The organism is Prochlorococcus marinus str. MIT 9314 (genome assembly GCF_000760035.1).
Classification (GTDB): domain Bacteria; phylum Cyanobacteriota; class Cyanobacteriia; order PCC-6307; family Cyanobiaceae; genus Prochlorococcus_A; species Prochlorococcus_A marinus_B.
In genome coordinates this window covers 108,144-126,521 of record NZ_JNAO01000008.1, presented here as the reverse complement: position 1 = coordinate 126,521, position 18,378 = coordinate 108,144, and the positions used below count along the sequence as shown (strand labels likewise).

Here is an 18,378-nt window from a genome sequence, read left to right as displayed (position 1 = left end):
AACTGAATTTTTTATTTGGATAAAGCAATTCAATTTGAGTAGATTTATCTACAAAAGGATTTGAACACAACGGAGAGTTTGATCCTGGCTCAGGATGAACGCTGGCGGCGTGCTTAACACATGCAAGTCGAACGAACCTTCGGGTTAGTGGCGGACGGGTGAGTAACGCGTGAGAATCTGCCCTCAGGAGGGGGATAACGGTTGGAAACGACCGCTAATACCCCATATGCCTACTGGTGAAATGAATTTCGCCTGAGGATGAGCTCGCGTCTGATTAGCTAGTTGGTGAGGTAATGGCTCACCAAGGCTTCGATCAGTAGCTGGTCTGAGAGGATGATCAGCCACACTGGGACTGAGACACGGCCCAGACTCCTACGGGAGGCAGCAGTGGGGAATTTTCCGCAATGGGCGAAAGCCTGACGGAGCAACGCCGCGTGAGGGACGAAGGCCTCTGGGCTGTAAACCTCTTTTCTCAAGGAAGAAGATATGACGGTACTTGAGGAATAAGCCACGGCTAATTCCGTGCCAGCAGCCGCGGTAATACGGGAGTGGCAAGCGTTATCCGGAATTATTGGGCGTAAAGCGTCCGCAGGCGGCTTTTCAAGTCTGCTGTTAAAGCGTGGAGCTTAACTCCATCATGGCAGTGGAAACTGAAAGGCTTGAGTATGGTAGGGGCAGAGGGAATTCCCGGTGTAGCGGTGAAATGCGTAGATATCGGGAAGAACACCAGTGGCGAAGGCGCTCTGCTGGGCCATTACTGACGCTCATGGACGAAAGCCAGGGGAGCGAAAGGGATTAGATACCCCTGTAGTCCTGGCCGTAAACGATGAACACTAGGTGTCGGGGGAATCGACCCCTTCGGTGTCGTAGCTAACGCGTTAAGTGTTCCGCCTGGGGAGTACGCACGCAAGTGTGAAACTCAAAGGAATTGACGGGGGCCCGCACAAGCGGTGGAGTATGTGGTTTAATTCGATGCAACGCGAAGAACCTTACCAGGGTTTGACATCCTGCGAACCTCTTAGAAATTTGAGGGTGCCTTCGGGAATGCAGTGACAGGTGGTGCATGGCTGTCGTCAGCTCGTGTCGTGAGATGTTGGGTTAAGTCCCGCAACGAGCGCAACCCACGTTTTTAGTTGCCAGCATTTAGTTGGGCACTCTAGAAAGACCGCCGGTGATAAACCGGAGGAAGGTGTGGATGACGTCAAGTCATCATGCCCCTTACACCCTGGGCTACACACGTACTACAATGCTACGGACAAAGGGCAGCAAACTCGCGAGAGCTAGCAAATCCCATAAACCGTGGCTCAGTTCAGATCGTAGGCTGCAACTCGCCTACGTGAAGTAGGAATCGCTAGTAATCGCAGGTCAGCATACTGCGGTGAATACGTTCCCGGGCCTTGTACACACCGCCCGTCACACCATGGAAGTTGGCCATGCCCGAAGTCGTTACTCCAACCCTTGTGGAGGAGGACGCCGAAGGTGGGGCTAATGACTGGGGTGAAGTCGTAACAAGGTAGCCGTACCGGAAGGTGCGGCTGGATCACCTCCTAACAGGGAGACAACAAAATGTTTAATATTATTTTGTCACCTTAGGTCGATCGGTATCTCACGTTCTTAATTTATTAAGAATTTCATTTCCTAAGTTTTTCTAGGTCACACCCATTATTTTTCCTGGGCCATTAGCTCAGGTGGTTAGAGCGCACCCCTGATAAGGGTGAGGTCCCTGGTTCAAGTCCAGGATGGCCCATATCTCTATGTTGGGGGTATAGCTCAGTTGGTAGAGCGCCTGCTTTGCAAGCAGGATGTCAGCGGTTCGAGTCCGCTTACCTCCACTGATTACCACCTCTTTCGTAATCTGTAGAAAGGAAATGTATTGAGTTGTGATCAAATTCTGAACGAATCTAGCTTCCTAATTAAATTATTAAGATGCTGGACTCATTGAATTAATTTCATTGTTTTCAGAGAACCTTGACAACTGCATAGATTATTTTTAAAGACAATTAGCATCTTTTATGATGCAGATTTATTATTTGTGCGAATGCATTAATAACAATTCTATTAAGCTGATGCTTCAATTTTGAAGTTATTGGTCAAGCTACAAAGGGCTCACGGAGGATACCTAGGCACACAGAGGCGATGAAGGACGTGGTTACCTGCGATAAGTCTCGGGGAGTTGGAAGCACACTTTGATCCGGGAATTTCCGAATGGGGCAACCCCATGTACGGCCAACTGAATATATAGGTTGGTGCGAGCTAACCCAGCGAACTGAAACATCTTAGTAGCTGGAGGAAGAGAAAGTAAATAACGACTCCCTCAGTAGCGGCGAGCGAACGGGGAACAGCCCAAACCGATAGTCTTGACTATCGGGGTTGTGGGACAGCAATATGGATCAATAAGTCTAGAAGAAACGTTTGAATGGCGTGCCACAGAGGGTGAAAGCCCCGTAATCGAAAGATAAGTTGACCTAGCTGTATCCCGAGTAGCACGGAGCACGTGGAATTCCGTGTGAATCTGCGAGGACCACCTCGTAAGGCTAAGTACTACTGTGTGACCGATAGTGAAACAGTACCGCGAGGGAAAGGTGAAAAGAACCCCGGGAGGGGAGTGAAATAGAACATGAAACCGTGAGCTTACAAGCAATGGGAGCCCGACTAATCGGGTGACCGTGTGCCTGTTGAAGAATGAGCCGGCGACTTATAGGCACTGGCGGGTTAAACCGGAAATGGTGAAGCCACAGCGAAAGCGAGTCTTAATAGGGCGTTTGTCAGTGTTTATAGACCCGAACCCTGGTGATCTAACCATGGCCAGGATGAAGCTTGGGTGATACCAAGTGGAGGTCCGAACCGACTGAAGTTGAAAATTCAGCGGATGAGCTGTGGTTAGGGGTGAAATGCCAATCGAACCAGGAGCTAGCTGGTTCTCCCCGAAATACGTTGAGGCGTAGCGTCTAGTGCTCCAGCAGGGGGGTAAAGCAACCATTTCGGTGCGGGCTGCGAAAGCGGTACCAAATCGATATGAACTCTGAATACCCTGTGTGTAACTAGGCAGTCAGACTGTGGGGGATAAGCTCCATAGTCAAGAGGGAAACAGCCCAGACCGCCAGCTAAGGTCCCAAAATTAACGCTAAGTGATAAAGGAGGTGGGATTGCCCAGACAACCAGGAGGTTTGCCTAGAAGCAGCCATCCTCAAAGGAGTGCGTAATAGCTCACTGGTCGAGCGATCCTGCGCCGAAAATGAACGGGGCTAAGCGTTATACCGAAGCTGCGGATAAATTTATTTATGGTAGGGGAGCGTTCTATGTAGGGTGAAGCGTTAGCGTAAGCGGACGTGGACAGCATAGAAGTGAGAATGTCGGCTTGAGTAGCGAAAACATGGGTGAGAATCCCATGCCCCGAAACCCTAAGGGTTCCTCCGGCAGGCTCGTCCGCGGAGGGTTAGTCTGGACCTAAGGCGAGGCCGAAAGGCGTAGTCGATGGATAACAGGTCAATATTCCTGTACCAGATGTGTTTTGAGAAGGGGGACGGAGAAGGCTAACCAGGCCAGATGTTGGTTACTGGTTCAAGCGTTCGAGGCTTTGAGAGATGGAGAAAACATCTTGAGCTAAGGCGTGAGTACGAGCTGCTACGGCAGCGAAGTTGGTGATGTCATACTTCCAAGAAAAGCCCTACACTCGTTAAGACACAAATGCCAGTACCCGAAACCGACACAGGTGGGGTGGTAGAGAATACCGAGGGGCGCGAGATAACTCTCTCTAAGGAACTCGGCAAAATGGCCCCGTAACTTCGGGAGAAGGGGTGCCAGCGAGAGCTGGTCGCAGTGAAGAGGCGCAAGCGACTGTTTACCAAAAACACAGGTCTCCGCTAAGTCGCAAGACGATGTATGGGGGCTGACACCTGCCCAGTGCCGGAAGGTTAAGGAAGCTGGTTAGCTTTTAGTGAAGCTGGCGACTGAAGCCCCGGTGAACGGCGGCCGTAACTATAACGGTCCTAAGGTAGCGAAATTCCTTGTCGGGTAAGTTCCGACCCGCACGAAAGGTGTAACGATTTGCGCGCTGTCTCGGAGAGAGGCTCGGCGAAATAGAATTGTCTGTGAAGATGCGGACTACATACACCCGGACAGAAAGACCCTATGAAGCTTTACTGTAGTTTGATATTGTGCTCGGGCTCTGAATGCGCAGAATAGGTGGGAGACGTTGAAATAGTGCTTGTGGGCATTATTGAGTCATCGGTGAGATACCACTCTTTCAGAGCTAGGGTTCTAACGCTTACCCGTTATCCGGGAAGCGGACAGTATCTGATGGGCAGTTTGACTGGGGCGGTCGCCTCCTAAAAGGTAACGGAGGCGCACAAAGGTTCCCTCAGGCTGGTTGGAAATCAGTCGTTGAGTGCAAAAGCAGAAGGGAGCTTGACTGTGAGACCTACAAGTCGAACAGGGACGAAAGTCGGTTTTAGTGATCCGACGGTTCTGCGTGGAAGGGCCGTCGCTCAACGGATAAAAGTTACTCTAGGGATAACAGGCTGATCTCCCCCAAGAGTTCACATCGACGGGGAGGTTTGGCACCTCGATGTCGGCTCATCGCAACCTGGGGCTGAAGTCGGTCCCAAGGGTTGGGCTGTTCGCCCATTAAAGCGGTACGCGAGCTGGGTTCAGAACGTCGTGAGACAGTTCGGTCCATATCCGGTGTATGCGCAGGAATATTGAGAGGATTTCTCCCTAGTACGAGAGGACCGGGAGGAACGCACCTCTGGTGTGCCAGTTATCGTGCCAACGGTAAACGCTGGGTAGCCATGTGCGGAGTGGATAACCGCTGAAAGCATCTAAGTGGGAAGCCCACCTCAAGATGAGTATTGCCATGGCTTAAGCCAGTAAGGTCACGGGAAGAACACCCGTTGATAGGCTCTACGTGGAAGCTTGGTAACAAGTGCAGCGGAGGAGTACTAATAGACCGAGGGCTTGACCAAATAAACTTAATTTATTGTTTTTAATTTATATAATTTTCTATGCAGTTCTCAAGGTTCAACCTATCCTGGTGTTCATGGCGATGTGGAACCACTCCGATCCATCTCGAACTCGGTTGTGAAACGCATCAGCGGCGAAAATATTTAGGGGGTAGCCCCTTGAGAAAATAGCTCAATGCCAGGTAAAAATATTTAAAAGGGTTTACTCTTCTTGAGTAAGCCCTTTTTTATTTTTGACATTTAGGACACCAATGGGTACTTCTTCCAGTAATTTTTTGTCTTTCAATTAAATTTCCACATTTACGACATTCTTTTCCAGTTCTCCTATAAACATTTGTCTGCAAACCAAAATTTCCATTCTCTCCTTCCAAGTCCCTAAAATCGCTAAATGTCGTCCCTCCAGAACCAATACTTTTTTTTAATATAGTTACGATTGATTCTTTAAGCTTAATTAATTCATTCTTTTTTATTGTTCGAGCTTCTCTAAAAGGTGAGATGCCAGCAGAGTATAAACTTTCATCAGCATAAATATTACCTATACCTGCCACTATTGTTTGATCTAATAAGATAGCTTTTATAGATTTTGTTCTTTTTGAAATAACTTTCTTAAGGTAATTTGCATTAAAGTCTTTAGAAAATGGCTCTGGTCCTAATGAACCTAATCCCTTAATTATTTTGTCAAGCGATAGGTCTTTATTAATCCACCACATTTGACCAAAACTTCTTACGTCAATGTACCTAAGCTCATTATTATTTTTATCGAAAAATCTTATTCTTGTATGTTTACAGGGATGACTTGAGTTTTCAATAAATTTAAAATATCCAGTCATTCTTAGATGAACTACAAGAAATCCATTATTTTGTGAATTTTCTAGAGGAAGTTGTGTATTCTTCTCATTTTGTACTTCTTTTAATTGGGCTATTAAATATTTTCCTCTTCTATCCCATTTATAAATAAGTGAGTTCCGAAGCCCTTGAATGAATTCTTCTTTGTCTGTTGGGAATGCAACAGTTGAATATCTACAGACTTCTACTTTTTTAATAATAAAGTTATTAAGTTTTTGCTCTAAACCTCTTCGAACTGTTTCAACTTCAGGTAATTCAGGCAATTATTTAAGCTTTCTCTAATTCACTTTCAGCAAAATTATTTGTATTTGCTCCACCATCAGTTCCGCTTATCCCTGCGTAATTTACTTTATCGAATCTGACTACGCAGTTATATTTAATGCCTGAGGTATCAACTGAAGCAACTTTACCGATTTCATTATACCAATATGACTCTGGTCTTTTTACTCTTACGAGATCTCCTCTTGAAATAGCCATTACTATTAATTTAACTTTTTGTAGAATAACTCATCATTAATATTCTTAGACAAATTATTCACACATATTAATTAAAGTTTTAACAAAAATCATTTATTAAATTATTTTCGAATTCTTCTTTAACAGGCTTACTTCCCATCCATTTCCTGCCAGGTATTCTTACATCTAATTCATTTTTATCACAATTGATTGAAATAATCAGTTTTTTATTTTCTTGATTTAGAACGTTTAAAACTTTTCTACCTTTAATATCTTTATATGATTTACTTTGGATAATTATAGGACCATAAATTTTTTTATCTAACTCAATTAAGTCATTATTTTTTTTATTTTCGGTTGTTTCATATTTTTCTGAATTAATTGTGTTCTTTTTTCTTATTGTGAGCTTTTGACCAATTTTTATTGAATCAGGATTATTGATATTATTAATCTCTATCAGATCGATTACTTTTAAATCATATTTGTTTGATATCTCAGTAAGATTTTCACCAGTTTGAACAATATGATAATTTTTAATTAAATCTGATTGTTTTGTAAGATTTTCAGAAGATTCGGAGATAATAAGATTTTGGCCAACAAAGATATAATTTTCATCTTTTAAGTTATTCAATTTAATAATTAAATCTTTATTAATTGAATAGAATTTTGAAATACTTGATATCGTATCTCCACTTTTTACAATATGAAATTTTTTTATTTCAGTTTTTTCTTCAGTAATTGATTCGTTTCTAGCAAAATTCTCAATTTTATTTTTTGATGGAATTATTTGTTCTTCTGATTTTATCAATGATTGATTAAAAAAATTAATAAATATGGCAATTACTAAAAATGCAAATTTCATAAAACTCACTATTTATTTAAAGATAATCTTTAAATTTAAAATCGCTAGGTTTTTGAAAACAATTTAAGTAATTTAAACCTGAAAAATAAACTTTAAAAATTTCTTTACTCTTTCATAGGGGGGGTACCGCAGATTTGAATCAAATAAAAAACCTTTAAAAGTAATAGATTTTTGATTTGAAAAATTTCGAAAACCTTCTTCTCCATGAAATTTACCAATACCACTTTGCCCAACGCCTCCAAAAGGTAAATTTGGAATAAGGACTGGTAACATCACATCATTTATACAAATTGTTCCAGAGCTTGTTACTTTTGAAATATGATTATGGATTTTTTTATTGCCTCCAAATAAGTAGATTGCTAAGGGTTTTGATGTTTGACTAATCTGTTTTAAAGCTGATTCCTTATCATTAATTCCAACTACAGGAAGTAGTGAACTGAATAATTCTTTCTGCAAAATATCTGTTTCATTTAATTTAGTTCTCAAAATTGTAGGAGATATTTTCAACTTTTTTTTGCTAAAAGTCCCCCCAAATAAAATTCTTTTTTCTTTTTCATATTGTTTGAGAATTTCTACAGTTGATGTAAATTGTTTTTTCTCCAATTTTGATAGGTTTTCGGAAATAATTGGATTATCTCCGTAAAAATTTACTATGTATTTCTTTAATTTTTCTATAAAAATATTTTCAATTTCTTTATCTACAAAGATATGATTCGGAGCCATGCAGGATTGACCAGAATTAAAAAATTTACCCCAAACAATTCTTTTTGCAGCCACTTCTAAATTTGCATTCTTGAAAACAATTACAGGATTTGTTCCGCTTAACTCAAGAGTTAATGGAGTTAAGTTTTTTGAAGCTAATTTCATTATAGATTTTCCAGTTTCAGTGCTTCCTGTAAAAAAAATGTGGTCAAAATTTTGTTCAATTAATTTTATGGATTGTTTATTATCACCCTCTACTGTCATTAGGACATCTTTACGGAAATATTTGGAAGTAAGCTTTTTAATAAGTTTTGAGGTCGCAGGACATTTCTCTGATGGTTTTATAACTGCAGTATTTCCTGCTGAGAAAATATTTACCAATGGCTTTAAAATATAAAGTAATGGATAATTATAAGGACCAAGAATTAAGACACACCCAAGAGGTTCATAAATAACTTTGGAGGATGATGGAAAAAGATAAAAAGGGGTATCAATCTTTTTTGGTCGCATCCAAGAATTGAGTTTCTTTTTTATAAGTGAAATTTCTTCTTTCACTAAAAGGATTTCTGAAAGCCCTTCAATTTCAGATTTGCCGAGATCAACAAAAAGTGATTTAATTATCTCTTTTTTATTTTCATCCAAAAGTTTAGAAACTATATTGATATGATGGATCCGCCATTTTATATCTTCAGTTTTACCAGTGAGAACTGTATTTTTTAATTTATAGATGTCTTCTAAATGAAATTTATCAGAAATTTTCATTTTTTACCTTTGAATAGTATTAAATATATCAGAGGATAAATTATAAATAACTAAGGTTTTTAGGCAGTTAAATCAAAGCGAATGATTCATGAGAAATAATCAAATTTATTAATATTGCTTTTGAAAATTCAAATTTTACTTGGTTAGTATATTTTTATGAGGGAAAATTTTTCAATTAGATTGATATCTATAAATGAAATACCAGAAGTCACAAACTGGGCAAGGTTAGAAGGATTTTCTCCTGGAATGGATGATTTATCAATTTATAGAAATACAGATAAACAAGGGGTATGGGTAGCTTGTCTAGACAATAATCCTATAGGCTCTATTGCGTGTATAAAATATAATTCCTCGTATGGTTTTATAGGTTTATTTATCGTTAAAAAAGAATTTCGGAATAATGGATATGGAGTGAGATTATGGAAACATGCCCTCGAATATTTGAAAAATGTTGATTGTATTGGTCTTGAGGCTGCCCCAAATAGATTAAATGATTACGCAAAGTGGAGTTTTAGAAAATCTTCCATTACAAATCGATGGAAATTAAATGGTTCTCAAGATTTGCCATTGAGAAATTTCTATAATGATCAATTTCATTCTTTTAAAGTTGTCCCGGGTAATAAAATTTCTGCTGAAGCAGTCTTAATTTATGATGCTCAAAGAGAACCTAGTCCCAGACCACATTTTCTAAATGACTGGTTGAAAAATTCTCATGGTAATGTCAGTGCAATTGTCGATAATAATGGGATGTGCCATGGATTTGGCAGGATAAGACCTTGTGTATTGGAGGATAATGAACAAGGCTGGAGAATTGGCCCACTTTTAGCGGATACTCCACCACTTGCTGAATTATTAATAAGGGAGTTAGTTGGTGATTTAGATGCTCAAATCTTATTGGATTGCTCTAATCTGAACCCTTATGCAAATTATCTTTTATCAAGTTTGGGATTTGAGGAAATATCAAAAACTTACAGAATGTATAAAGGCATTCAACCTCCCTGCCCTATGAATCAAGTATATGGACTTGCCTGCTTGGAACTTGGGTGATCTCCTTTAAAGCGTTCATTCCCCCTTTTGTTTCTGTAATACTGAAAGAAATTTGTTTGATTAAGATTAACTTCCAGAAGATTTCAAAATTTTTTCTACAATATCGGCGTTGATTATAGTGATCTCTCCATTGTCAATATTGGCAACTTGAAACAAGGTCCATGAATTTGGATTTCTAGCTCCTCCAATACAGTCGATAACTTGACCGACCCAATAATTTCCATCCTTTTCCTTAGTATCTTCGCAATTTTCTTTTTTAATTGCGACATAATCCCCAGGCCTAACGAAAAGAAACTCAGGAGTTGCCGAGCTCACAATAAATAACTAATAGTATATACGTACTATAGTAGGTTATTAGTTTTGTTGCTGAGCTTTGAATTATTTAGCAAACTAGGGGTAATTCAAAAATAAAATGGAATCAACTGAAATTGCTATATTTTCAACATTATTGGGGTTAATCCTAGCTTTAACTGACGCTTATATAGAAAGAAATATTCCTGGATAATATTTCCAATTCATTTTTTAAATTAAATAAGATTTAAGCTGGTCTAATATGTCGGCACGGTTGGAAACTAATTTTGTAAAAACTAGATATATCAACCCTCCCATTGCGAGCCTTCCGTTAATTTTTTCTAACTGCTTTAGTTTTCTCAAAAATTACCCTTGCTGTTAAATAGAATTTAAAGGGTATAGGAAATAAAAAAGTATTGATTAATTCAAAATTAAAAAAAAATTATAGGGATATTATTTCAAACACGAATTAAATTTAAAGCCAAGCTTCTTTCATCTCTAGATAAAGTCTCTCGCTCTCAGCAGAATTAATTTTGCTGTCTGAATAGGATTGCTGCTGTTGCTGCTGTTGCTCTTGAGTTGAGTTAGTATTAGGGTTTTGGACTTCGCTCATTAGAGGGACTTTATATTTGTGTTTATTCTCTCATATTTATAGCTTTTTTTGTCAACTTAAATTCTTAAATTTTATTTAAATTTTCTACTTTTTTAATTTTCCTGTTTTGAGTGAATTTATTTCGCTACAGTAGTTTTGGTATATAGGAATTTAACTTCCCAATATACAATTCCTAGGAAGATAGCACTTGCAATAATAATTTCAGAAATGGCTAACATTTTATTTTTCAATACTAATACAATTTTGGTATCAATTTACACAGAATGCAATAGGTACTAATTACATTTTAGATTTTAAAAAATCTTATTTAATAAAATAACGCGTCGAAATAATATAAAATTTTAAGTTAGATACATATTATTTCCGTGGGAAATTTCATAAATTCAACAACTCTTATACCTTTAATACCTTTAGTAACCTCTTTATTTATTCTTATTTTATTAGCAAGTTTTAACAGAACACTAAACAGGTTAACAAAACCAGTTACTGCACTGGTTGCATTATCTTTATTAAGTTCTGCTTTTATAAGCTTATTTGACTATTTTAAGAAAATAGAAGAAGAATTAGTTTTATCTGAATTTCTCAAATTTTTTGAAGAAAAAAATTTAGTTATACATCTTAATTTAGTAAATGAAAAAATTATAATTTTTTTCGCATTAATAATGATTTTAATTATTGGAATATCTTTTTATAAATTGCCTAGAAAAAAAGGTTATGTCTCATTAATGATTAGCCTAGGATTAATTTCTTCTTCGGTGATGCTCACAATATTGCTAATAGATTTCTCAGCACTAAGCTAAACTTTTGTAAGCATTGACAAGGCTTGGTTAAGTTCTTGGACATGATTTAATTCATCTTGAGCAATTTCTTTTATTTTTTGGTCATTTGGATTATCTATTAAATATTTGGAATAAGTTTCAAATGCATGTTCTTCGATTTTTATGTTGACATCATAAGCATTAGCCGGAGAGAGGAAATAATAAAAAACCATGACCCAGTAATAGACAAGCACAAGGTGTCTCGCAAAAAATCTATCAATCCAGAACCTATCTCCTCCTCTTTTCTCCATTTCTTTAAGATGCTCAGTTTCGTTAATAGCTTGATAAAAATGTTCTTTCATTAAAATCATTGTCTTCTCATTTTTAATTCCTAGGGATTCTTTAAAATGAAGAACTGAGAGAAATGCAAAATAAGGTGATCTAGCTATAACTTCTAAAACCCAAAATCTTTGTAAAGATCTACCAGAGTATATGAAGTCTAAGAATTTAACTGTACTATTCAAAATCAAAGAATTTAATTTCTTCATAAATTTAGTTTTTCTTTAAGTATAATTACTTAGTCACTCGAGGGCCATAATATATTGAAGTAATTAACCAAAAATTAATCTTTATAGTCTAAAAATTGTTACTTTCATTGAAATATTTTTTTTTCATGCATTAATTGGATAGATAAAAATTTTATATGACAACTACTGAAAAAATTGCAAATGCTAAAAAGAGGATTGATGAATTAGAAAGACTCATCAAATATTGGAATGATTCAGACCATGATGAGGCAAAAATAGTAAATTTTTCAAGGAGCATTGAAAATCAAGTTGCTTAGATTGCGATGATAAGGCTGATTAACTTTATCTATTTAAAGCGATTTAATATCTTTGAGGTTTCGAATATTGTTTAATTTATAAATAGAGCAATTAAACCTATTCTCAAAAACGGTAAGGAAGAAATAATCTAAAAGAAAAATCTATATGAAAACCTTTTCAAAAAAATATTTAGTGCCGATTAAATTTATACCATGGGTTTTTTGGGTATTCATATCTTCTATGAGTATATATTTGTGTAAGATAGCTTGGGTAAATTGAATAATTAATGGATCTAGCTTCTCCTTAGCCAACCAGGAGCACCGCCAAACCAATCCGATATATCATCTTCATTTGGGTTGAAATGATTTTCTTTATCTAGTCCATCTATCCCAAATGATTGTAAGAGGTTATCAATCCCTCCATCATTTTTTGTACCATTCCTTCTAAAGCTGTTAGCTTTTTTCAGCCAAAGAGAAATTGTCGAATTATGGTGTGCAAATTTCTCAACATATATCCTTTCTTCTAATGTAATTGATTTATCTTGAGCAATTCTTTTAATTATTCCTTGGATTTTTAGTCTTTTAGAATTACTAAGAAGCATTTTTGATCAATTTATTATTCTTTTTATAGGAAGGATTACTAAATATATCTTGTCAATGTTAATTTCAACAAATTAACTGTTTTAAGAGGTTTTTAAGCAAGAAAAGTCTTAAGACACTAAAAAAAGGGATCAATAAGTTACTGATGATACTTTTATTCATTTATCAAACTTATAATTCCTAAAAATTAGATAAAAAAAATCAATCCATTCTCCAAGACACTTTAAAATTAAGAAAAGTCGACACAATTGTTGCATAATAGTAAATCTGTACTACTCTTAGTACAGATGTATTGTTAAGACATGAAAGTGATTTCATCTTCTCCTTATGCCCCTTTTAATTCAAAAGAGTGGAATTCTCTAATAAGCAAAAATGTAAAGTATGAAAATACTCCAATAAAGATTCAAAAAAAATTTTATAGAACTCTTACTCTAAAAAAGATTGAAAAAGATAAACTTTTGCAAGAGAAGAATGAATTGCACCAACAAATGCAACTTGTATTCGGATAGAAAAATATTAACTTACAATCTTTTTATTGAATATTATTTTACGAGATCCAATTTTTTGTTAGATTAGTAGAAATACAAGAAGGATTTAATTTGGCTGTTGATCGAGAACTTTTAAAAGAAGTTACCCAAGAACTTTGGAATACCGTAAAAAAACTAAGACCTGAAATAGATCGGCAAACTCGGCTTCAATTAGTTTTAAAGGCCTTATTAACTATTGGAGATTTACCAGATCAAATGCAAGCTGCCATGGTAGTAGGTGTTTGCGCAGAAATGGATAAAAGTGATGTTGATAATGTTGAAACTAATCCACAAACTAAAGATTCAAGCGGAGTTGATACTTCCACTGGCAGAAAAGTAGTCAGAAGAAGTTCAGCTAAATAAACCTTAAACTATCATCCTTTGATTTTCTTTGATTCGTTTTTATTAATTCTATTGAATAGGTAATATGAAATTACAAGAAAGAGAGGAACGAATATTGAATGTAAAGTCATCATTAATTCTGTTTGGCCCATTCCTATAAGATTTGACTCGTTTGGAAGTTGTTCTGACCAAGTGCCAACTAAATGCCAGGCTTGAGGAATTGATAAGAAAAACATATAAGAGCTATAAGTTAAGTTTATGTTCAGATAAAGATTATCATTATTGAACCTTTTTGCTTTCTTTATTCTTATTTCTTAACTAAGTATTAGTAGAGTTATAAAAAAGAACTTGATTCATAAATTTATTTTCTTAAGAAGAGTTTTGAATTCTTTTTTACCAATAATTTTTTCAGCTGCGTAAGCGCCACTTGCTGAAACAGCAGGAATTCCAATACCTGGAAATGTACTTGCACCGCAAGTAAATAAATTTTTCACTGGAGTTTTGCAGCCTGGGAAAAGACCTTTTGCTGCAGATAATGCAGGGCCGTAACTACCGCAATAGGTATTGGTGAATTTTTTATGAGTGATTGGGGTTCCTAGCATCTTTAAATCAATCCTTTCATCTATATCAGGGATGAATTTTCGCACTGCATTAAGGAATATTGAACATCTTTCTTCTTTCAAATTTCTATATTCTAGTTCCTTTGGATTTAGGTTTCCCCAAATTTCCCAAGGTTCATTTGCGGGAGTATATCCATGAAGAACATGTTTTCCTTCAGGGGCCATATTTTTATCTAAAACAGATGGGATTGAAAATACAGCTATATTTCTTTCTGCGGTTATACCTTTTTCCCACTCATCCACATGTATCGCATGTATTGGCAAATTTTCAAGACCATCAGCATCAAAACCTAGATGTATATGAAGGAAAGAATCACATTTATTAGGGTTCAAAACTTTGGGTTTCCATTTTTTTGAAATTTCATTTGGAATTAACTTTTTTAAATTCCAAACATCAGTATTCGTGACAACAGATTCACAACTATAACTAGAACCATTATTAAGAGTTATACCTGTGGCTAAATTTTTATTGAAGTTAATTGTCTTTACTCTCGAAGAAAGAATTAATTCTCCTCCATTTTTTTTAAATCCATTAGTTAAGGCTTTTACGATAGATTCACTACCTCCTTTGGGGTATTCAAGATATGAATTTGGTTCAAACCATTCGTTAAATAAAGTAGCCATCGCAGCTGTATTTGTATCATGCATTGACATACCACTTATCAAAAAGCTCAACAAATCAACCCAATTTCTCAGAAAAGGATCCTCTAGATAATTATTAACTAAATTCCCAAAGCCTTTATTAATTTTTGGTATTTGATTGATATTAGGTAAAAATTTTGAGGTTAAATTTATTAGATCTAAGAAATTTATTGATTCGGGAGAAAATGAGAGTAAAGGTATTTCATTTATTATTTGGCTCAGAGGTTTTATTCCAGAAATAAATGATTCCCATTCTTTAACAGATTTCTCACCTCTTAAAGTTTTAATTGTTTTTTTAAAAGGTTCTTCCCCAACATCAAGATTAAAATTGCCTTCTGGGACAATTACTTGCCAACCTTTGTATTGAAATAGTTCTACTTCTTCATCAAGTAATTTAAGAATTTGCCCTAGGGGATTATTTGTCGGCCACTTACCTATTCCACTCCACAATGAAGGACCTGATTCGAAAGTGTAGCCTTTTCTTTTGAAACTGTGTGCAACACCTCCCGGCTGGGTATGTGCTTCACATATAAGAACTGTTTTACCTGATAAAGCTAGAATTGAGCCACAACATAATCCTCCTATTCCACTACCAACTATTACAACATCGTACTTTTTCATTAAATATTAACTTTACTCTTCAAGTAAAAACTTATGCTTTTTTAGACAAATGTATTAGTTGTAGTTGTAATACTTAGAACAACAGCAAGGAAAAATATGTAAGGGACAGCTTTTAGAGGTATGTATCCTTGGCTTTTAGAGATGAAGTCCATTAATTTAGTTACTTTATGTAAACATACTAACGAGATCTTGTTCCTTATGTGTGCCAAAAAATTATTTTTTTGAAAATATATTGAAACAAAGAAATCTTTTTTGGAGAGATTTTTTAACTAAGAACATTTTTTATGAAGTTATCTTAGTATTTGATTCTTAGATTAAAATCTATTATGAAACATTTTCCTGATATTAATGAGATAAAACTATTAGAAAAAAAATCCCAAAAAAATGGTACCGGAATTGTATATGAGGAATTATTAGGAATATGGAAGTTTAAGTATGTATGGGGAAAGAAGTCAGATGAAATCAAAAATATACCCAGTTCGATTCTCCAAGTATTGTCGGCAAGACTCGAATTGAAAGGTAAAAATAAAGATGATCAAATAAAATACGAAATAAAAAATTCAATTAATTTCGGCTTATTAAATATTACTTTTATAGGCAGCGCAGAATTAAAAGGTATTAGACCTTTATTGGCTTTCTATTTTGAAGAATTGAAAATTAGTATTAGTAGCCTTCTTGTATTTAATAAGAAATTAAAAAAACCAGAAGATAAAAAAATGCCTTTTTTCTCACTTGTAGGAATTAGCACTAAAGATAATTGGTTATGTGCTCGCGGCAGGGGCGGAGGGCTTGCAATATGGGTTAAGTCTTAATTTAGTGGTATTCTCCTGGATGATCTACCTTTCTTACGGTAACTTTATCAACTTTTTGTCCATTAAATCTTAAGAGATCATCTCCTGAAAAGTCATAACCTAAGCGTTGACCTATCAGGGCTACATCATCTGCTGTAGAGGCTGTCGTAACCTGCTTTTTTAATTCTTCATCAGATTGCATCTTAATTAAAAATTTTCTTATTTCAGAAAAACTCATTAGTAGAATTCGATTGATTGATGTTAAAGAAATTTATAAAATCTTTTTCTTAGCAAGAACAAGATAAATAGATAGTTATTATACTATTTTTATGACTTACTTATTTCTCTATATAGTTTGCATAATTTTAATATGGTGGACATATCGTGTCGGTTGGCTTGAGGCGCTCAAAACAGTAGTTAAAGTTATAGTTCCCTCAGCGCTTATTATTTTATTTAACATAAAAGCCGGAAGATTACTTTTTAAAAGTCCTATAGTCGGTTTATTAAGCGCTTTGCCTACCTCTATTTTTATTTTTAGAGGTTCATTACCTCTAGTTAGTTATATAAATAACTGGATTGAAAATAAAATAAATAAGTATGATGATGCGGAAGTTATAGATACTGATTCTGTGCCTTTAGATGATTAATTTAATTTAATTCAATCAAATCCAAGAAATAATTCTTTGTGTACAACAAGAACATCAAATAAAGTTGTTCCATGGATAGGACTTAATGGAATTTTGTCTATATTCATTGCCTCTGCGCAAATTAAATGAGCATCCCATTTTGTATTGTGATCACTTATTTCAATTGACCACTCAATTACTTTTTTGAAATGATCTGGCATTTCCGAACCAATTTTTCTGCAAATTTGACATAGAACTGACAAAAGAGGAGGTTTTGATGGCCTTTTTAAATCTTTAACAAGACTAGGTTGTGTAAAAACACTTGTATAGCGAATATACTCTATCAATTCATATTCCTCTTTAGTAAGAGCTGCTTTATCTAATGCTCTTTCAAATTCCTCTACGGGGGTTATGGGCCTATCCAAGATATTATTTTTTGCTGTTTTCTGAATCTATTTTTTTTTGATTAATTTCGTTGGTTTGATTGCTTTCTATAGATTTAGGAGATTCATCTTTATCTTCTTCGTTCATAACTTGGTCGATTTCATTTTGAAATTCATTCGACGCTTTTTTAAGACTTTTCAAAGTTTTACCAAGTTGTTTACCTAATTCTGGAAGTTTTTTTGGACCAAAAATTAAAAGAGCTAAGATAAGTATTACAGTAACTTCAGGCAAACCTACGCCAAAAATATTCATAACTGATAATTATTTAACTATTAGGAAATCTACTTTTAAATATAGTCAAATCATGTGAAAATTTCATTCTTTGAAGAGCTTTTTTAATATTAAAAAATTTTGACAAATATTATTGTTATTATTACTCCTTTAAAGAAAACTAACCAAAGTAATTGATAATCACTCAATTTGAATTTTTTTTGGTACCAATTTATAAGAGTTATATGTTTATCTATTAATTTTCTCATTTTTACCGAGATTATTTATTGCTATCACTTATTTTATCTTAATTTCTTTTATTATTACTATTATATAGAAATCCTAGATTCTACTCAAATTAGATTATTTTATTAAATTTTAATCTTTTTCTAAGTTAATTTTTTTCTAAATTATTGAAACTATTCGCTAAATATTTACTACTTAAAAAAAAATGAAGTACTTATTTGTTGTTTTTTACCTTTTTTTTCTAATTTATCCAGCTGAAGCCGTTACCACAAAAATGTTTAAAGTATTGGATACGTGTGCAAGATATCGACTAGGTGAGATTAATGCTAATGAGGCTATAGAAAAACTAAAATTAAAATTAATGAATTCTTCCACTAGTCAGTCAAAGGACTTAGTAAAAAAATATTGCTCAGTATTTACTCCAAATGAAAAAATTGAATTTTAATCTTAGCAATACTTTTTTAATTATTCTTTTTTGAATAATATTTGGCTTTGTTTCGTATTTCTTTAATTTTTTTAAAATTAGTTATTTTTAAGTTAAAAATAACTCCCAAAAAAAGAATTAGAAATAAAAAAATATAAATTATT

At 35.0% G+C, this 18,378-nt stretch carries 21 protein-coding genes, 2 tRNA genes and 3 rRNA genes; 13 read left to right on the top strand and 13 right to left on the bottom strand.

Annotation, left to right across the window (positions count from 1 at the left end):
- Positions 1-66 precede the first annotated feature (66 nt).
- From EU98_RS05030 to rrf, 5 genes are all read left to right on the top strand, one after another.
- A 16S ribosomal RNA gene (locus tag EU98_RS05030) occupies positions 67-1,551 on the top strand.
- Positions 1,552-1,673: 122 nt separating this feature from the next.
- Positions 1,674-1,747: transfer RNA gene (locus tag EU98_RS05035), tRNA-Ile, on the top strand.
- A 12-nt stretch (positions 1,748-1,759) separates the two neighbouring features.
- Positions 1,760-1,832 (top strand) — tRNA-Ala (locus EU98_RS05040).
- Between the two features lie 256 nt (positions 1,833-2,088).
- Positions 2,089-4,964: ribosomal RNA gene (locus EU98_RS05045) — 23S ribosomal RNA — on the top strand.
- Between the two features lie 64 nt (positions 4,965-5,028).
- A 5S ribosomal RNA gene (rrf, locus tag EU98_RS05050) occupies positions 5,029-5,145 on the top strand.
- The 16S, 23S and 5S rRNA genes sit together here with 2 tRNA genes alongside, the layout of an rRNA operon.
- Positions 5,146-5,188: 43 nt before the next feature.
- Here the strand turns inward: rrf and EU98_RS05055 are convergent.
- The 4 genes from EU98_RS05055 to EU98_RS05070 form a co-directional block, all read right to left on the bottom strand.
- Positions 5,189-6,070: a DNA-formamidopyrimidine glycosylase gene (locus EU98_RS05055; protein ID WP_032515629.1), complete on the bottom strand. Its 882-nt coding sequence runs from the start codon at positions 6,068-6,070 to the stop codon at positions 5,189-5,191.
- Positions 6,071-6,074: 4 nt separating this feature from the next.
- On the bottom strand, positions 6,075-6,284 hold the full coding sequence (locus EU98_RS05060; RefSeq protein ID WP_011817817.1) for a photosystem I reaction center subunit IV: 210 nt from the start codon (positions 6,282-6,284) through the stop codon (positions 6,075-6,077).
- Positions 6,285-6,363: 79 nt separating this feature from the next.
- Positions 6,364-7,125 (bottom strand): LysM peptidoglycan-binding domain-containing protein, encoded by a 762-nt coding sequence (locus EU98_RS05065; RefSeq protein WP_032515628.1) that lies wholly within the window; start codon positions 7,123-7,125, stop codon positions 6,364-6,366.
- A gap of 72 nt (positions 7,126-7,197) precedes the next feature.
- The gene (locus EU98_RS05070; RefSeq protein WP_032515626.1) at positions 7,198-8,589 is read right to left on the bottom strand and encodes an aldehyde dehydrogenase family protein; all 1,392 of its coding nucleotides are present in this window, start codon (positions 8,587-8,589) and stop codon (positions 7,198-7,200) included.
- A gap of 156 nt (positions 8,590-8,745) precedes the next feature.
- Between EU98_RS05070 and EU98_RS05075 the strand changes: the two genes are divergently transcribed.
- The gene (locus EU98_RS05075) at positions 8,746-9,636 is read left to right on the top strand and encodes a GNAT family N-acetyltransferase (protein WP_032515625.1); all 891 of its coding nucleotides are present in this window, start codon (positions 8,746-8,748) and stop codon (positions 9,634-9,636) included.
- A 66-nt stretch (positions 9,637-9,702) separates the two neighbouring features.
- Here EU98_RS05075 and EU98_RS05080 read toward each other — a convergent pair whose 3' ends face one another.
- Both EU98_RS05080 and EU98_RS09850 read right to left on the bottom strand, forming a co-directional pair.
- Positions 9,703-9,951 carry a DUF3104 domain-containing protein gene (locus tag EU98_RS05080; RefSeq protein WP_032515624.1) on the bottom strand — a complete coding sequence of 83 codons (249 nt, stop codon included), beginning with the start codon at positions 9,949-9,951 and terminating at the stop codon, positions 9,703-9,705.
- Positions 9,952-10,402: 451 nt separating this feature from the next.
- Positions 10,403-10,540, bottom strand: coding sequence for a hypothetical protein (locus EU98_RS09850; protein WP_193743009.1), 138 nt, complete (start codon positions 10,538-10,540; stop codon positions 10,403-10,405).
- A 365-nt stretch (positions 10,541-10,905) separates the two neighbouring features.
- Here EU98_RS09850 and EU98_RS05085 point away from each other — a divergent pair, with 365 nt between their 5' ends.
- A complete protein-coding gene (locus EU98_RS05085; protein ID WP_032515623.1) occupies positions 10,906-11,340 on the top strand; it encodes a hypothetical protein in 435 nt (144 codons plus the stop codon).
- Here EU98_RS05085 and EU98_RS05090 read toward each other — a convergent pair.
- Positions 11,337-11,846 (bottom strand): alternative oxidase, encoded by a 510-nt coding sequence (locus EU98_RS05090; RefSeq protein ID WP_032515622.1) that lies wholly within the window; start codon positions 11,844-11,846, stop codon positions 11,337-11,339. The genes EU98_RS05085 and EU98_RS05090 overlap by 4 nt on opposite strands.
- A 155-nt stretch (positions 11,847-12,001) precedes the next feature.
- Between EU98_RS05090 and EU98_RS09845 the strand changes: the two genes are divergently transcribed.
- Positions 12,002-12,142 carry a hypothetical protein gene (locus EU98_RS09845; RefSeq protein ID WP_193743008.1) on the top strand — a complete coding sequence of 47 codons (141 nt, stop codon included), beginning with the start codon at positions 12,002-12,004 and terminating at the stop codon, positions 12,140-12,142.
- A gap of 272 nt (positions 12,143-12,414) precedes the next feature.
- On the opposite strand, the gene EU98_RS05095 is transcribed toward EU98_RS09845, so the two are convergent.
- Positions 12,415-12,723 (bottom strand): hypothetical protein, encoded by a 309-nt coding sequence (locus EU98_RS05095; RefSeq protein WP_025890437.1) that lies wholly within the window; start codon positions 12,721-12,723, stop codon positions 12,415-12,417.
- A gap of 300 nt (positions 12,724-13,023) precedes the next feature.
- Here EU98_RS05095 and EU98_RS05100 point away from each other — a divergent pair, with 300 nt between their 5' ends.
- Positions 13,024-13,230, top strand: coding sequence for a hypothetical protein (locus EU98_RS05100; protein ID WP_032515621.1), 207 nt, complete (start codon positions 13,024-13,026; stop codon positions 13,228-13,230).
- A 90-nt stretch (positions 13,231-13,320) separates the two neighbouring features.
- The gene (locus EU98_RS05105) at positions 13,321-13,611 is read left to right on the top strand and encodes a TIGR03894 family protein (protein WP_032515620.1); all 291 of its coding nucleotides are present in this window, start codon (positions 13,321-13,323) and stop codon (positions 13,609-13,611) included.
- Between the two features lie 11 nt (positions 13,612-13,622).
- On the opposite strand, the gene EU98_RS05110 is transcribed toward EU98_RS05105, so the two are convergent.
- Together EU98_RS05110 and EU98_RS05115 are read right to left on the bottom strand one after the other, a co-directional pair.
- The gene (locus tag EU98_RS05110) at positions 13,623-13,826 is read right to left on the bottom strand and encodes a hypothetical protein (RefSeq protein ID WP_032515619.1); all 204 of its coding nucleotides are present in this window, start codon (positions 13,824-13,826) and stop codon (positions 13,623-13,625) included.
- A 117-nt stretch (positions 13,827-13,943) separates the two neighbouring features.
- Positions 13,944-15,473, bottom strand: a complete 1,530-nt coding sequence (locus EU98_RS05115; protein ID WP_032515617.1) for a phytoene desaturase family protein — start codon at positions 15,471-15,473, stop codon at positions 13,944-13,946.
- 326 nt (positions 15,474-15,799) lie between these two features.
- Between EU98_RS05115 and EU98_RS05120 the strand changes: the two genes are divergently transcribed.
- Complete coding sequence (locus EU98_RS05120; protein WP_032515616.1) at positions 15,800-16,285, top strand: hypothetical protein; 486 nt, start codon at positions 15,800-15,802, stop codon at positions 16,283-16,285.
- 1 nt (position 16,286) lies between these two features.
- On the opposite strand, the gene EU98_RS05125 is transcribed toward EU98_RS05120, so the two are convergent.
- Complete coding sequence (locus EU98_RS05125; RefSeq protein WP_032515615.1) at positions 16,287-16,502, bottom strand: Nif11-like leader peptide family natural product precursor; 216 nt, start codon at positions 16,500-16,502, stop codon at positions 16,287-16,289.
- A 91-nt stretch (positions 16,503-16,593) separates the two neighbouring features.
- On the opposite strand from EU98_RS05125, the gene EU98_RS05130 reads away from it, so the two are divergent.
- Positions 16,594-16,911, top strand: coding sequence for a hypothetical protein (locus EU98_RS05130; RefSeq protein ID WP_032515614.1), 318 nt, complete (start codon positions 16,594-16,596; stop codon positions 16,909-16,911).
- An 11-nt stretch (positions 16,912-16,922) separates the two neighbouring features.
- Here the strand turns inward: EU98_RS05130 and EU98_RS05135 are convergent, their stop codons facing one another.
- Both EU98_RS05135 and EU98_RS05140 read right to left on the bottom strand, forming a co-directional pair.
- A complete protein-coding gene (locus tag EU98_RS05135; protein ID WP_032515613.1) occupies positions 16,923-17,315 on the bottom strand; it encodes a hypothetical protein in 393 nt (130 codons plus the stop codon).
- Positions 17,316-17,319: 4 nt separating this feature from the next.
- Positions 17,320-17,586 (bottom strand): TatA/E family twin arginine-targeting protein translocase, encoded by a 267-nt coding sequence (locus EU98_RS05140; protein ID WP_032515612.1) that lies wholly within the window; start codon positions 17,584-17,586, stop codon positions 17,320-17,322.
- 478 nt (positions 17,587-18,064) lie between these two features.
- Between EU98_RS05140 and EU98_RS05145 the strand changes: the two genes are divergently transcribed.
- Positions 18,065-18,235: a hypothetical protein gene (locus EU98_RS05145; RefSeq protein ID WP_241466387.1), complete on the top strand. Its 171-nt coding sequence runs from the start codon at positions 18,065-18,067 to the stop codon at positions 18,233-18,235.
- Positions 18,236-18,378: the final 143 nt, after the last annotated feature.

Coding starts and splice junctions, on each gene's coding strand:
- EU98_RS05060 (WP_011817817.1), bottom strand. CDS start 6,284: ATGGCTATTTCAAGAGGAGATCTCGTAAGAGTAAAAAGACCAGAGTCA.
- EU98_RS05065 (WP_032515628.1), bottom strand. CDS start 7,125: ATGAAATTTGCATTTTTAGTAATTGCCATATTTATTAATTTTTTTAAT.
- EU98_RS05070 (WP_032515626.1), bottom strand. CDS start 8,589: ATGAAAATTTCTGATAAATTTCATTTAGAAGACATCTATAAATTAAAA.
- EU98_RS05075 (WP_032515625.1), top strand. CDS start 8,746: ATGAGGGAAAATTTTTCAATTAGATTGATATCTATAAATGAAATACCA.
- EU98_RS09850 (WP_193743009.1), bottom strand. CDS start 10,540: ATGAGCGAAGTCCAAAACCCTAATACTAACTCAACTCAAGAGCAACAG.
- EU98_RS05090 (WP_032515622.1), bottom strand. CDS start 11,846: ATGAAGAAATTAAATTCTTTGATTTTGAATAGTACAGTTAAATTCTTA.
- EU98_RS09845 (WP_193743008.1), top strand. CDS start 12,002: ATGACAACTACTGAAAAAATTGCAAATGCTAAAAAGAGGATTGATGAA.
- EU98_RS05095 (WP_025890437.1), bottom strand. CDS start 12,723: ATGCTTCTTAGTAATTCTAAAAGACTAAAAATCCAAGGAATAATTAAA.
- EU98_RS05100 (WP_032515621.1), top strand. CDS start 13,024: ATGAAAGTGATTTCATCTTCTCCTTATGCCCCTTTTAATTCAAAAGAG.
- EU98_RS05110 (WP_032515619.1), bottom strand. CDS start 13,826: ATGTTTTTCTTATCAATTCCTCAAGCCTGGCATTTAGTTGGCACTTGG.
- EU98_RS05115 (WP_032515617.1), bottom strand. CDS start 15,473: ATGAAAAAGTACGATGTTGTAATAGTTGGTAGTGGAATAGGAGGATTA.
- EU98_RS05120 (WP_032515616.1), top strand. CDS start 15,800: ATGAAACATTTTCCTGATATTAATGAGATAAAACTATTAGAAAAAAAA.
- EU98_RS05125 (WP_032515615.1), bottom strand. CDS start 16,502: ATGAGTTTTTCTGAAATAAGAAAATTTTTAATTAAGATGCAATCTGAT.
- EU98_RS05130 (WP_032515614.1), top strand. CDS start 16,594: ATGACTTACTTATTTCTCTATATAGTTTGCATAATTTTAATATGGTGG.
- EU98_RS05140 (WP_032515612.1), bottom strand. CDS start 17,586: ATGAATATTTTTGGCGTAGGTTTGCCTGAAGTTACTGTAATACTTATC.
- EU98_RS05145 (WP_241466387.1), top strand. CDS start 18,065: ATGTTTAAAGTATTGGATACGTGTGCAAGATATCGACTAGGTGAGATT.